12 protein-coding genes are annotated in these 12,834 nt (G+C 56.4%); 9 read left to right on the top strand and 3 right to left on the bottom strand.

The window, feature by feature from the left end:
- Position 1 precedes the first annotated feature (1 nt).
- The 5 genes from sdhD (at position 2) to AC0V61_RS16235 (ending at position 4,841) form a co-directional block, all read left to right on the top strand.
- Positions 2-388 (top strand): succinate dehydrogenase, hydrophobic membrane anchor protein, encoded by a 387-nt coding sequence (sdhD, locus tag AC0V61_RS16255; RefSeq protein ID WP_486159264.1) that lies wholly within the window; start codon positions 2-4, stop codon positions 386-388.
- Entirely contained in the window at positions 388-2,238 is a 1,851-nt protein-coding gene (gene sdhA / locus AC0V61_RS16250) for a succinate dehydrogenase flavoprotein subunit (RefSeq protein WP_486159262.1), read from the top strand. Before sdhD ends, sdhA begins: the two co-directional genes overlap by 1 nt.
- Before the next feature lie 29 nt (positions 2,239-2,267).
- Positions 2,268-2,993, top strand: a complete 726-nt coding sequence (locus tag AC0V61_RS16245) for a hypothetical protein (protein ID WP_486159260.1) — start codon at positions 2,268-2,270, stop codon at positions 2,991-2,993.
- Positions 2,994-3,065: 72 nt separating this feature from the next.
- Positions 3,066-3,512 carry a hypothetical protein gene (locus AC0V61_RS16240; RefSeq protein WP_486159258.1) on the top strand — a complete coding sequence of 149 codons (447 nt, stop codon included), beginning with the start codon at positions 3,066-3,068 and terminating at the stop codon, positions 3,510-3,512.
- A gap of 339 nt (positions 3,513-3,851) precedes the next feature.
- A complete protein-coding gene (locus tag AC0V61_RS16235) occupies positions 3,852-4,841 on the top strand; it encodes a C13 family peptidase (RefSeq protein ID WP_486159256.1) in 990 nt (329 codons plus the stop codon).
- Here AC0V61_RS16235 and AC0V61_RS16230 read toward each other — a convergent pair whose 3' ends face one another.
- Positions 4,842-6,440 (bottom strand): esterase-like activity of phytase family protein, encoded by a 1,599-nt coding sequence (locus AC0V61_RS16230; protein WP_486159254.1) that lies wholly within the window; start codon positions 6,438-6,440, stop codon positions 4,842-4,844.
- A gap of 149 nt (positions 6,441-6,589) precedes the next feature.
- Between AC0V61_RS16230 and AC0V61_RS16225 the strand changes: the two genes are divergently transcribed.
- Positions 6,590-6,979: a BlaI/MecI/CopY family transcriptional regulator gene (locus tag AC0V61_RS16225; protein WP_486159252.1), complete on the top strand. Its 390-nt coding sequence runs from the start codon at positions 6,590-6,592 to the stop codon at positions 6,977-6,979.
- Positions 6,976-8,832 (top strand): M56 family metallopeptidase, encoded by a 1,857-nt coding sequence (locus AC0V61_RS16220; protein ID WP_486159250.1) that lies wholly within the window; start codon positions 6,976-6,978, stop codon positions 8,830-8,832. The genes AC0V61_RS16225 and AC0V61_RS16220 overlap by 4 nt, the downstream gene beginning before the upstream one ends.
- A 76-nt stretch (positions 8,833-8,908) precedes the next feature.
- On the opposite strand, the gene AC0V61_RS16215 is transcribed toward AC0V61_RS16220, so the two are convergent.
- Together AC0V61_RS16215 and ypfJ are read right to left on the bottom strand one after the other, a co-directional pair.
- Complete coding sequence (locus AC0V61_RS16215) at positions 8,909-9,547, bottom strand: hypothetical protein (protein WP_486159248.1); 639 nt, start codon at positions 9,545-9,547, stop codon at positions 8,909-8,911.
- Positions 9,525-10,391 carry a KPN_02809 family neutral zinc metallopeptidase gene (gene ypfJ / locus AC0V61_RS16210; protein WP_486159246.1) on the bottom strand — a complete coding sequence of 289 codons (867 nt, stop codon included), beginning with the start codon at positions 10,389-10,391 and terminating at the stop codon, positions 9,525-9,527. Before ypfJ ends, AC0V61_RS16215 begins: the two co-directional genes overlap by 23 nt.
- Positions 10,392-10,582: 191 nt before the next feature.
- Here ypfJ and AC0V61_RS16205 point away from each other — a divergent pair, with 191 nt between their 5' ends.
- Together AC0V61_RS16205 and AC0V61_RS16200 are read left to right on the top strand one after the other, a co-directional pair.
- On the top strand, positions 10,583-11,344 hold the full coding sequence (locus AC0V61_RS16205) for a 3-hydroxybutyrate dehydrogenase (protein ID WP_486159244.1): 762 nt from the start codon (positions 10,583-10,585) through the stop codon (positions 11,342-11,344).
- Entirely contained in the window at positions 11,341-12,825 is a 1,485-nt protein-coding gene (locus tag AC0V61_RS16200; protein WP_486159243.1) for a M20/M25/M40 family metallo-hydrolase, read from the top strand. The genes AC0V61_RS16205 and AC0V61_RS16200 overlap by 4 nt, the downstream gene beginning before the upstream one ends.
- Positions 12,826-12,834: the final 9 nt, after the last annotated feature.

Genomic DNA, 12,834 nt, shown 5'->3' with positions numbered 1-12,834 from the left:
CATGGGTAACGGTACTTCCATCGGCCGCGTTCGCGGTTTGGGTTCAGCGCATGAGGGCGCGCATCACTGGTTGGTCGCTCGCACGACCGCTGTTGGCAATCTTATCTTGATGACATGGCTGATCGTCAGCTTCGTCCTGCTCTCTGATTATTCCTACGAAACGGTCAGCGGTTGGATCTCTCAGCCGATTGCCGCCGTACCTATGATGCTGCTGATTATCAGCGTTTTTTACCACGCGAAGCTTGGGCTTCAGGTTCTGATCGAAGACTACGTGCACGAAGCGGGTCTGAAATTCGGAACGCTCACCGCCCTTAACCTTGCCGCATTTGGCGGCGGCGCATTTGCTTTGTTCAGCATTGCCCGCCTCGCACTTACAGGAGCTGCCTGATGGCAACTGCACCCGCAAACGACACCGCAAATCTTCAAGGCGCGTATAAGATTATCGACCACACCTATGATGTGGTCGTGGTAGGCGCAGGGGGCTCGGGCCTTCGCGCGACCACTGGTGCTGCCGAAGCAGGTCTGCGCACCGCCAACATCTCCAAGGTTTTCCCGACGCGTAGCCACACGGTTGCAGCGCAAGGCGGGATCGCGGCATCGCTCGGCAACAACACGCCCGATCACTGGACCTGGCACATGTATGACACCGTGAAGGGGTCAGACTGGCTGGGCGACCAGGACGCGATTGAATATCTAGTTCGTGAAGCGCCTCAGGCGGTTTACGAACTAGAGCACGCAGGGGTCCCATTCTCGCGCAACGAAGACGGCACGATCTATCAGCGTCCCTTCGGCGGTCACATGCAGAACATGGGCGATGGTCCTCCGGTGCAGCGCACGTGTGCTGCTGCTGACCGTACCGGTCACGCGATGCTTCACGCGCTCTATCAACAGAGCCTGAAGTACGACGCAGACTTCTTCATCGAGTACTTTGCGCTCGACCTCATCATGGCGGACGTTGATGGCGTAAAGCAGTGCGTTGGCGTAATGGCGATGTGCCTTGATGATGGCACAATACACCGTTTCCGCGCTCAGTCCGTCGTGCTGGCAACAGGCGGTTATGGCCGCTGCTACTACACAGCAACTAGCGCGCACACTTGCACAGGCGATGGCGGCGGCATGGTGCTTCGCGCTGGTTTGCCCTTGCAGGATATGGAATTCGTGCAATTCCACCCAACCGGTATTTACGGCGCAGGCGTCCTCATCACCGAGGGCGCACGCGGTGAGGGCGGCTACCTCACCAACTCCGAGGGCGAGCGCTTTATGGAGCGCTACGCGCCTTCCGCTAAAGACTTGGCGTCGCGCGATGTCGTGTCCCGTTCCATGGCTCTTGAAATGCGCGAAGGGCGCGGTGTCGGCGCTGATGGCGACCACATCCACCTGCACCTAGACCATATTGCGCCAGACGTTCTGGCTCAGCGTCTTCCGGGCATTACCGAAAGCGGTAAGATTTTTGCAGGCGTTGACCTCACCAAAGAGGCCCTGCCGGTAACGCCGACCGTCCACTACAACATGGGCGGCATTCAGTGTAACTATCACGGCCAAGTTGTGACCATCGGCAAAGACGGCAATCCGGACGAAATTGTACCGGGCCTCTATGCCGTGGGCGAAGCCGCCTGTGTCTCGGTCCACGGTGCAAACCGTCTGGGATCAAACTCGCTGATCGATCTTGTGGTCTTTGGCCGTGCGACGGGTCTGCACCTTAAGGACAACCTGACCGCTGGCGCTGCTCAACCTGAGCTTCCAACCGATAGCGCAGACTTCTCGCTCACTCGCCTCGACCATTTCCGCTATGCCAAAGGTGGCTCACCAACGGCGGCTATCCGCAGCGACATGCAAAAGGCCATGCAGAAACACTGCGCCGTGTTCCGCGACAGCGAACTGATGGACGAAGGCGTCAAAATCCTCGCCGAGCAGAACAAGCGCATGGAAGACATCCACGTGACCGACCAATCGCTCATCTGGAACAGCGATCTCATCGAAACGCTCGAGCTTGATAACCTCATGAGCCAAGCAAACGTCACCATGGCGTCTGCTGCCAACCGCAAAGAAAGCCGCGGCGCGCACGCTCACGAGGACTTCCCGGATCGCAATGATGGTGAGTGGATGAAGCACACCGTCGCCTGGTTCGAAGGCTGGGGCGGTCGCGGTTCAAACATCCAGATCGATTATCGTCCTGTGCATGAGTACACGCTCACCGATGACACAAATTATATCGAACCGAAGGCGCGGGTTTACTAAGCTGCATGCACACAGCGTTCGAGAGGCTCGTGACGATGCCGCTAGCGGTTGCGCTGGCGATCGGAGCGGGCCTCTTCTTTTATGGTCATACCATCCCGGTCCACACTGATCATGAAGCCTTCATAGCTCTGCGTTCCGCTGCCTGCGATGCAGAAGGCAACGTTATTTATGGGTGGCGCGAACGGATGATGGCGCTCGAAACAATGCGTTATCCCATTATGCAAGGCGGGATCAGTCTAGCTCTCGCAGCTGCTACGTCTTTTCTTCTTATCTTTGCTTTTGGTGATCCCACCAGCGCTCGTTTGGTCACACCGAAGCGCAAATGGACGTATTTTGCACTTGGGATCGGTGTCCTAGGGCTTAGCTGGCTCTCGCAAATGCACGGTCTGACACTGGATCTGGGGCGTGGAGTTTTTCCATGGTGCTCTGATACTATCATAATTCCGATGATGAGCTTCACAATCGCATACTTAGTCTTGGCGCTGATCTGCGTCGCAGTTGGGGCGGGGATAGCCTTCTTCTTTCGGCCTTTGCCGGTTCAGCTACTGCAATGGCGGTACGACATGCCAGGGATGAGCGCGGCAGTCACATTACCTTTTGCGCTAGTTGCAATTGTCATCGGCTATCTGGGAATAGACGCAGCGTTAAGGTCCAGTTTTATCGGGACGCCGGCTGTTCTAGTGGCTCTTTACTTGATCGAAGCGACCCGTTCCGCGTTGCTTGCTCCGGCCCAGAACACTGCAATGGATTTATAGGCGTTGCTTAAACACCGTCTCCGCTCCCGCCTGTCTTCCTATTGGAAGATGGAAGTGGGCAACGTGGTGCTGATGCCAGCCATCATAGTCTTCGCCTGCATTTCGCTCGAACAATCCATGAGCTTGTGGCTCGCCTTGGCGTGTCTGCCAATGTGCGGGCTGCTTCTGCTCGGCGGTCTTTACTGGCGCGCTAAGCTGCATCAGTTGGAGGGGCAGCCGCAAACTCTCAAAGACCTGCTGCCATGGACCGACAAGCTCCAGTGGCCATTTGCTGTATCAAGCGTCTTGTCGCTCGCGCTTATTCTCGCGGTTTGGGTTTTTGGCATCGGCGCTTCAACCGGCGACAAGGTCTCGATAACGATCGCGGCAGTGCTCACGATCCTTGAATACATCAATTATTACCATCGCCAATTGCAGCACTTCGATCATGCTGCCGATTTCAAACGGTTGATCACCGGCAAGGGCTTTGGCCCTTCGCAATTGGCGAGCGATCTGGCGCGGATGCGAGGGCGTGACTAAGCGGCCCGTCCAATAGGATTGGGCCCGCTGCGGTTAAGCGAAGACGCATCCTTTAGGGAAGCGGTTCTTCTGCCAAATAGGCCGTGGGCCAGGTTTTGCGCTGGCACAGTTGCGCTGTTGGCTGTGCGCTTTTCCTCTGAGTTACCCTTGATAGTGCTGCTCATAATCGTCCCCCCAACCGGTTCTTACTGCTTAACCGGTTCTGCTTGCATTGCGGCTCTTACATCACCTTTGATCAAGCGCATTGTACGCGGGCGACATTGGTCAAGAATGTCGCTTTGACACAATCGGACCGGTCAAAAGCTTGACGCGAGGTTCGCGCTTGGTGATTGATTGTCTATGATCAAAGCGATTAGCATCCCAATTGCGTCAGCGCTGTGTTGTGTATCACTCGCCGGGCCTCAGATTGCAGTGGCACAAGATAGCCCGAACCAACCCCCCGCTCACACGCAGCCTTGGCCCAATATTGCCGCCGGTCAAACACAGGAGCAATTGGCCGCCAGTATGGAAGGCGCGCCGGAGCTTAATCGCGGAGTGCCCGTGCGCGAGATTGTGGCGCAGCGACGCCGATTGGACAGCGCGCTCGCAAGGCTTCAGCCTCAAACGCCGGGTATTGTTGATGCCTATGTTGTCTCCATCGCGCTTGATAGCGATCCGGTTTTTGCGCGTGAGGCGCGGGAAACTGCGAAGGTTCTTTCAAACCGATATCAAGGGGAGGGGCGCACGCTTGCGCTCGCTGGGCCTGATGGGAGCCGCAATGACCTTCCCAAGGGATCGATCGAGAACCTTTTGGTGAGCCTTGCCCATATCGCCGATGTGATGGATCGGTCAGAAGACGTGCTCGTGCTTTACACCACTAGCCATGGAAACAAGCTTGGTCTGGCCTATCACTATGGCGACACGGGATACGGTGTTCTGTCACCGGCAAGGTTAAAGGGTGCGCTGGAGGAGTTGGGGATTGAGCGGCGCATTCTGATCATCAGCGCATGCCATTCGGGAGTGTTCGTGCCGGTGCTTGCCGCTCATCAGACCGCCATTCTGACAGCGTCAGCTGCTGAGCGTAATTCATTCGGGTGCCAACCGGAGAACGATTGGACGTTTTATGGTGATGCTTTGGTCAACCATCAATTGCGCAAACCCCAAAGCCTTAACGATGCGGCGCGTGCGGCATCTGTACAAATTGCAGGGTGGGAGACCCAAAAGCGCCTTCTGGCATCGCTTCCTCAAAATGCGTTTGGAGCAGGGGTTGGCGAATGGCTACCAGTGCTGGAGTCTCGCATTCCAAAGACCGCAAGCGCGCCGGTTGGCAGGCCTGCGATTGGCGACTGATTACGGCCCTTCCGCTCTTTTTGCGCTCTGTGCCGGGGCCACTTCTTCTTGGGGATCGGCGCGCCGGGCTTGGTTTATGACCACAGGCTTTGCAAGGATCTGTCCGGCCAATGCTCCCTTTTCTTTGGGGTCAGGCTCACCGGCAAGGATCGTTGCCGCCACATCCATGCCATCAACGACATAGCCGAAGACGGCATAGCCCACGCGCTCATTTTCGTCCTGTGCATCAGGATTTGCATCGAGGCTGGTTATGTCCCCTAACATGATGGTGAAATCACCATTTGCTGTTCCGGGCCCAAGCCGTGCCATTGAGACAGCGCCGTTCGTGTGGCTAAGGCCGGTGACCGTAGTCGGTTCATGCGCAATATCAGGGCGCATGCGTTTGCGATCATAGCGTGTGCCCCCTTGGAGCATGCCATAGGGTTTTGGCTCGAGACGGAATTTCAAAGCGCGATAAATTGTCGTACCGTTGAAGCGATCTTCATCGACATAGGCAAGGAAGTTTGCAGCCGTTATCGGCGCGCGTTCGATCTCAAGCCGGATGGTGATGTTGCCAGCGTCTGTTTCGAGCACCACGTCCTGTGTTTCATAAACGATCTCAGGTTCAGGCGGAGGAGGGATGATGACCGGCTCAGGCGCTTTGATCTCAAATTTCATCAGGAGCGTGCGTTGGTCACGCGAGAAATTGTTGTCCGATACAATGTAGAGATAGGTCTTCCCCGCCTCTTCGCGCACCGCGAGCCCTTCGAAATTGTCGAGGGTCAGGGGCGGCGTGAGGACGGCGAGGGTTTCCGGCTCGCCTTCGAGGGGGAGCTTTACGATGGCGGCGCGGTTGCCTTCGCCGGGCGTGAAGCTGCGGAAAAGGATGAAGCAAGTTGCATCTTCGAGGCAAGCGGCATCAGTGGGCACACCGCCATGCTCGGCAAGTGGTTTTGGTGGCACAAGCTGAAAATACTCAGCCTCACCTGTTGGATCAAATCGCACACAATTGACGGTTTCAGGAGAATATCGCTCTTCACACGCCAGCATTCCTTGCGGGTAGTGAGCAAGAGTCTCCACGCCCTGATTTGATCCAATCATTGCGCTAATACGGAATGGAAGAGGCGGAAAACCCTCTTCACCAAAGGACCATGGCTGTGCCGGAGCGCCCAATTCCGGGTAGTACCAAATACGGTGCTCGCGCTCAAAACTCACCCACCATCCAAGCTGAGGCACAAAACTGATCGCCTCAGCATCGCTGCGCTCCTTGCCTTTTAGCTTCTTACCCCGCTCATCGAGGAGGGGCCCACGCTCAACATTGAGCAGATCGATCAACAGCCCATCGATTTCATCTGTTTCAATCGTCAGCCAATGGCCATCATCGCTCACCGCGTAGAGCTTGTCCTCGTGCCATGTGAGGCCGGAGATGCCGCCGATGTCTTCTTCGCCGGGGGCAATTTCCAGCCCGCCACGGTAGATGAGCTCGCCAACTTGATTGACCTCGGGATCATCGGCGTTCAACTCAACCGGCTGTGTTTCGGCAAATATCTCGTCTTGCGCCTGCGCGCTCACGGATAGGCCCATCATGAGGGCCGCGACTAACAAAAATCTCCAAGTCATTCGTCCTCCCATATCGCACGTCTGTCCATAAACAAGGGGCGACAAAAAGGGGGATGTACATATGTTCATCCAGCAGCAATGTTTACAGGCGTAGTCGATGTGACTACAGGCGTAATCATTAGTCTTCGTCGCGGTTAGAGGAGGCAATCTTGAGTAAGTCAGATAATTCTGGACCAGAACGCATAAGCGAAGCTGAGCACGCGGTGATGGAGGCCTTGTGGGACCAAGGCACGGCAACCGCCTCAGAGGTGTGTGACACCGTGTGCGAGGCACGCGGGTGGAGCTTGGCAACGGTCAAGACGCTTTTGTCCCGGCTTGTACAAAAGGGTGCGATTGAAACGCGTCCTGATGGTCGGCGCTATATCTACAGCCCGCTGATTGAACGTTCAGATTATGTCGGTGGGGAATCGCGCCGACTTGTTGATAGGCTGTTTGGCGGCCGCGCCGCGTCCTTGGTTGCCCATTTGGCAGAGACCGAAGCGCTTACCGATGATGACCTCAGCGAGATTGAGGCTTTGCTCAAGGAGTTAAAGTCATGACCAGCTGGATGATGGAAACCCTCGTTTGGACAGCGGTATTGATCGCGTTCGTCCTTGTTATTCGTCGTCCTGTCTCGCGCACTTTTGGGCCGCAGATTGCCTATGCTTTATGGGCCATTCCAGCTTTGCGACTGGTGCTCCCGCCGATAGAACTTCCGGCCTGGATGCGTTTGGGGGAAAGCTCGCAAGCTGCTTTGCTTGCACCTTTGCCAGCTCCCATCTCAGTTCCTCAAAGCGATGCCGCCCCTCAAATGGATGCTTCCACCGCGCGCTTTGACGACGCGGTTGTCGCACCGTCTGATGGCGCATTGGGGGCAGCGTCCGATACTGCGCCTGTCCTGACAAAAGCCTCCTCGTTCGACCTTAGCGGTTTTGACACCGGATTGCTGGTTCAAGTGGGAGTGCTTGTGTGGCTTATCGGGGCCGCCATCTTTTTGGGAATGCGCTTTTCTGCATATTTCCAGCTTCGCGACCAATTGCTCGAAGATGCGCGTGAAGTCGGGCGTTCAGGCTCGGTTCGCTTGGTCGAGACGCCCGGAACCAAGGCTCCCTTAGCCTTTGGCGTTATCGACAAAGTGGTGGCGTTGCCCGACGGGTTTCTCGCTCATCCTGACCGCCAGGCGCGTGATCTTGCCCTTTCGCATGAGCTTGCACACCACAAAGGCGGCGATCTTCTCGCTAATGTTCTTGTGCAACCCCTGTTTGCGATCCATTGGTGGAACCCGCTTGGCCGGTATGGCTGGCTGGCGCTGCGCCGTGATCAAGAGGCGGCCTGTGACGCGCGTGTTATGGCCCATGCCCAGCGCGAGGACCGCGAGGTTTACGCCAATCTCATCGTCAGCTTCGCAGCCGAACGCGCTTTTGGCCCCAATGTTGCCCCAAGCCATGCACTGACAGCCCCAATGGCCTGTCCTGTGCTGGGGGAAAAATCCATCGTACACCGTTTAAGGAGCCTGAAAATGGACAACACAAACAAGAGCCGCCGTTTGGCAGGAAGGCTAATGCTCGGAGCAGCGGTTGTCGCTCTTCCGATGACAGCCTCGATTAGCTATGCCGCGAGTGAGGCGCCCGAAGCACCCACAGCTCCCGAAGCGCTATCGCTCGCCATTGCACCGCCGGCACCGCCAAAAGCTCCAGGTGCGCCCGTTCCACCCGAAGCACCGCTTGTCGATGAGCAGATCATCGTGATTGATCCAGATGGTGAGGTCGAGGTGTCCGGGGCACAGGGCAATGGCGACAGTGTTTTTGTCTGGAACTCTGAGGAGGGCGATAAAGAGACCCGCTTGATCATCCGCGGCAAAGATGGAGAGACCCGCTCCTTCGACAAATGGATATCCGAAGGCAAGCGCATGGACTCACAGGAGCTTGCCAAGCTTCTTGAGCGATCAGAAAATAGACGGCTTACGCTAAGAAGCCGTAGCAGCAATTTGCGCTTTTTTGATCGTTCGGACCTCAGCGCTGAGGGCAGACTGAGCGAAGAGCAGATCGAGGAAATTCTCGAAGATGTCCGCGAAGGCCTTGAAGAGGCCAACGAGGCGCTTGAGAACCTTCCTGAGATCATTGAGCAAGCCCAGGCCGGGGCGGAAGAAGAACGCCTTGGTGCGAGCCGACAACAGGTGCGCGTTGTATCAAGCTGTAAGGGCGGCGACAGCGAGGTCGTTACCGAAACGCAAGACAGCGACGGCGTGAAAATCATTCGTATCTGCCAAAAACGTGTGATGGTTGAAGCCCTCGATGGCCTCAAGGAAGCGCGCCGCTCTATCAAAAGCTCGGAGATGGAAGGTGAGGCGCGCTCTCGTGCTCTTCGTGAGATTGACCGGGTGATTTCTCGCTGGGAGAGCGAGGCGAAGTAAAACACCTCACAAAAGGGCAAAGTCCTTTTTGAGCATACTCAACCGGCGCGAAGATCAGTCCCCTTCGCGCCGGTTTTTATTGGTCGATTGGCGCGGTGTCCTCACCGCTTTGTTTGAGCTGAACCGGCAGTGGCTCGGGTGCCTCTGCATCTGGTGCACTTCGATCGATATTGGGCGGAATGGGTGTAGTGAGGCGTGGATCTGTTTCGCCAACTGCCGTGCGAGGTCGCCCAGGGTACGAGCATCCACGCGCCTCTCCCATGCCTTTAAGATACGCTCTGCGCACCATTCCGGCGGTGTAGGCAATTTGCCTTTCGTTGCGCTTTTTGTTGGCGCCTGAGACTTCGCGCACGATCCCGCGAAAGGGGATGAGCGAGCCAACAACGCTTTTGGCAACACGGCCCGCGCTAATCCGACTTTGTTCTTCTTGCGGTAGATCAAAGTCAGGCCCAAGCGCGCTATCGAGCACCGCAATCTGTGCGCGCACATGATCGCAATTGAAAATGCCAGTGTTGTCGTATGGATTGCGCACCGCTTCTTGCAAAACCTCTGGGATATCCTTTGAATCGATATTGAGGTCTTCCAGCGGCGTGCGCGCAACATCCATCGCGTTCGGGTCATCCTGGCGCATCTGGGCTTGCGCAGAAGCGGCAGGCCAAACCATCGCGATAATCAAACCAAGCGCAATCGCCTTACCGCTCATTGAAATAGACATCACATGCCCCTGCATCACTGCTCTGCAATCCGCGTCGTAACGCATCCATTCGTTGCTGCGCTGTGCCATGAGTAAAGCCTTCGGGATTTATTCTTTGCCCGGCACGCCGCTGGATGGTGTCATCTCCAACAGAGCTGGCTGCGCGCAAGCCCTCCTCAAGGTCACCCGGTTCGATCAGTGCCCGGTTCTTGCCTGCCCATACGCCTGCATAGCAATCCGCCATCAGTTCTAGCCGCACCAGAAGCTGATTGGCTTGCCGAGGGTTTTGCTGTTGCAGGCTGCGCACTTGTCCCGAAAGTCCGCTCAAATTTTGAATGTGATGGCCATATTCATGCGCCATCACATAAAGCCGGGCGAAATCGCCGTTGGTGCCAGACATCTGGGCAAGCTGATCAAAAAAGCCCGTTTCGATGTAGATGCCGTAGTCTGCAGGACAATAAAATGGTCCGGCCGCTGAGCTCGCGTTTCCGCAACCCTGAGTTGAGACAGGCCCCGGTGGATAAAGAACAAGTTCAGGCTCTTCAAAACGAATACCCGCTTGGCTCACGATTGGCGCCCATGTCTGATTGAGGCTTAGCATCGCGTTGCACACTTCTTCAGCATAAGGGCCGCTTGAGCAGAGTTGATCTTCGGTGAGGTTTGATTGCTGGCCGGTTTGGGAAACAGGGCTCTGCCCGCCCTCGATTAGTCCAATCGTTTGCATTGGGTCGACGCCGAACAGGACCGCTGCGATGAGCGCGATGATTATTGTTCCGCACCCAACGCTGCCCGCTTTACCAGCACGTCCACGCCCTCCCGCAGAACGGACTTTGATTTTGGATGTATCATACCGGCCAAGCCGCACGGTGTTCTCCTAATTCCCAATTGAGCAAGGCAGGTGATGACCGCAATCTGCTCAAAAGCTTCGATATTTGGCGCAATTAACTGGACACAGCCGCCTTGCACCGCAAAAGCTTGCATGCCCCATGGTACACGTCTTGAAGTGGCTCGCAATGCCAAGATAGCATGTGATTATGGATAATGAGGTGAGGTAGGATGCTTGAAGGCAAACGCGCATTGGTCACAGGGTCGACCTCGGGAATTGGGCTTGCCATCGCGCGGGCATTGCAAGCTCAGGGCGCGCAAGTGATCCTCAACGGGCTTGGCGACACATCAGAGATTGAGCAATTGTGCGAAGAGCTTAGCGCCTCGTATCATGGCGCAAACCTGCTTGAACCCACCGCTATCGAGACGATGATGGAGGAGATCGCCGAGGCGGGGGGCGTCGATATCCTCGTGAACAATGCAGGGATGCAGCATGTCTCAGCAGTTGAGGATTTTGCGCCTGAGAAATGGGATCAGGTGATTGCGCTCAACCTTAATGCCGTCTTCCATGCAACCCGTCTTGCCGTGCCGTATATGAAAGCAAAGGGATGGGGACGGATAATCAACACGGCGAGTGCACACTCTAAACAGGCATCGCCTTTTAAAAGCGCCTATGTGGCAACGAAGCATGCCGTTGACGGCTTTACCAAGTCCATCGCATTGGAGCTTGCTCAAAGCGGGGTGACAGCCAATTGCATTTCCCCCGGTTACGTCTGGACACCTCTTGTGGAGGGGCAAATCCCAGACACGATGCAAGCGCGCCAAATGACCCGCGAAGAGGTCATGCAGGATGTGCTCTTGGCCAAACAGCCGACCAAAAAGTTCGTTCAGCCTGAAGAAATTGGCGCGATGGCAGTGTTCTTATGCCGCGAGGAGGCGGGCAATGTGACAGGGGCCAATTGGAGCATCGACGGAGGCTGGACCGCTGAATGACGTCCTTTGGCCGCTTTGTCTTTGCGTGTGGGGTTTGCTTTGCCCTTGCAGCCTGTGTGACGGTTCCTGACGGGCCCGATCCACAGATTGAGCGTGACGCCGCAGCTGCACGAATGATTCGCGATGTCGAGGTGCTGGCAAGCGATGAGTTTGGCGGGCGCAAGCCGGGCACGCCCGGAGGCGAACGAACGATTTCCTATATCATCAGCCGGATGCAAGCGATTGGTCTTCAATCGGGTACAAATGATCCTGGAAGCGCTTGGCGTGCTCCGGTTGAATTGCTGAGCTCACAACCGCTTGATCATGAAATAACCGTGCGGACCAGGACGGGGACAACGGTGCTCCCTCTGGAAAGCAGCGCCGCCTTTTCGTTGAGCAGCCGGGTTCTGATCGATGGTGTTGAGGTGGTCTTTATCGGTTCTGGTGCCAATCCCATTCCCGATGAAGAAATTACCGGCCGCATCGTTGTCATGCTCTTCGACAAAGGCGATCCTGTGGCTCTCGACGCGATCCACGCTCATCGTCCAGCCGCCGTTTTGAGCATTTTGCCTGACAAGAGCAGCCTTGCCAAAGTGGGCTCTCAATATGCGAGGGAGCGTTTGCTTCTTGCAAGCCAATCCCCCGATAATCTTAACGCATTTGTTACCCAAAGGGCGTTTGCCGATGCATTGCCCAGGGGTGAGTGGGCGCGTTTGCTTGAAAGTGCCTCTCGCGCCGATTTTGAATTTGAAGTTCTCAAAGCAACCATCGCTCTTGATGTGCACTCGAGCCGCCGCGAATTTACCAGTTCCAACGTGATCGGACTGATCCCGGGCCAATTACCGGGGTCGGGTGCGGTCTTATTAATGGCCCATTGGGACCATTTGGGGGAGTGCGCAAGCGCGGCGCCAGACCTCATATGCAATGGCGCGGTCGACAATGCTTCGGGTGTCGCGCTGATGCTTGAGCTCGCAGCTAAGCTTAAAGCGAAAGGGCCGCATGATCGGGACATCTATTTTCTCGCAACCAGCGCGGAGGAAGCAGGGCTTTTGGGGGCCAAAGCCTTTGTCGATGCGCCCTCTGTTGCGCTTGAGAGAATTGTCGCAGCGTTCAATTTCGATTCAACGGCAGTCGCGCCAGCAGGGGGAGCGGTGGGCTTCATCGGAGAGGGAAGAACGCCGCTTGACCCGGTGGTGCTCGATGTAATTCGCGAACGCGGGCAGGAGCTTGGTAACCGCGAGTTCGCCAACAGCTTCTTGCAGCGTCACGATGGCTGGGCTTTGCTCGAACAAGGGGTGCCCTCGGTGCTTTTATCGACCTCTTTTGCCTCTGAGATTGTCCTTGGCCCGTATTTGGAGAACCGTTATCATCGCCCAAGTGATGAGGTGGACGCTTTGCAAATGGGCGGGGCGGTTGATGACCTTTTGCTGCATGAGGCATTGGTCACGCGGCTAGCGAATGTTGTTTCCTACCCGGCGGGTGACACCTCGGCGTCACAATAGTGGGCGATT

Source organism: Erythrobacter sp. JB1-4, from assembly GCF_057365025.1.
The sequence above is the reverse complement of the archived record's forward strand: the minus strand, read 5'-3'. Positions and strand labels throughout refer to the sequence as shown.

Bases quoted from the DNA above. Each gene is read 5' to 3' on its own strand.
- AC0V61_RS16235 (WP_486159256.1), top strand. From the start codon at position 3,852: ATGATCAAAGCGATTAGCATCCCAATTGCGTCAGCGCTGTGTTGTGTA.
- AC0V61_RS16215 (WP_486159248.1), bottom strand. From the start codon at position 9,547: ATGTCTATTTCAATGAGCGGTAAGGCGATTGCGCTTGGTTTGATTATC.
- sdhA (WP_486159262.1), top strand. From the start codon at position 388: ATGGCAACTGCACCCGCAAACGACACCGCAAATCTTCAAGGCGCGTAT.
- AC0V61_RS16240 (WP_486159258.1), top strand. From the start codon at position 3,066: ATGCCAGCCATCATAGTCTTCGCCTGCATTTCGCTCGAACAATCCATG.
- AC0V61_RS16230 (WP_486159254.1), bottom strand. From the start codon at position 6,440: ATGACTTGGAGATTTTTGTTAGTCGCGGCCCTCATGATGGGCCTATCC.
- AC0V61_RS16205 (WP_486159244.1), top strand. From the start codon at position 10,583: ATGCTTGAAGGCAAACGCGCATTGGTCACAGGGTCGACCTCGGGAATT.
- AC0V61_RS16220 (WP_486159250.1), top strand. From the start codon at position 6,976: ATGACCAGCTGGATGATGGAAACCCTCGTTTGGACAGCGGTATTGATC.
- sdhD (WP_486159264.1), top strand. From the start codon at position 2: ATGGGTAACGGTACTTCCATCGGCCGCGTTCGCGGTTTGGGTTCAGCG.
- AC0V61_RS16200 (WP_486159243.1), top strand. From the start codon at position 11,341: ATGACGTCCTTTGGCCGCTTTGTCTTTGCGTGTGGGGTTTGCTTTGCC.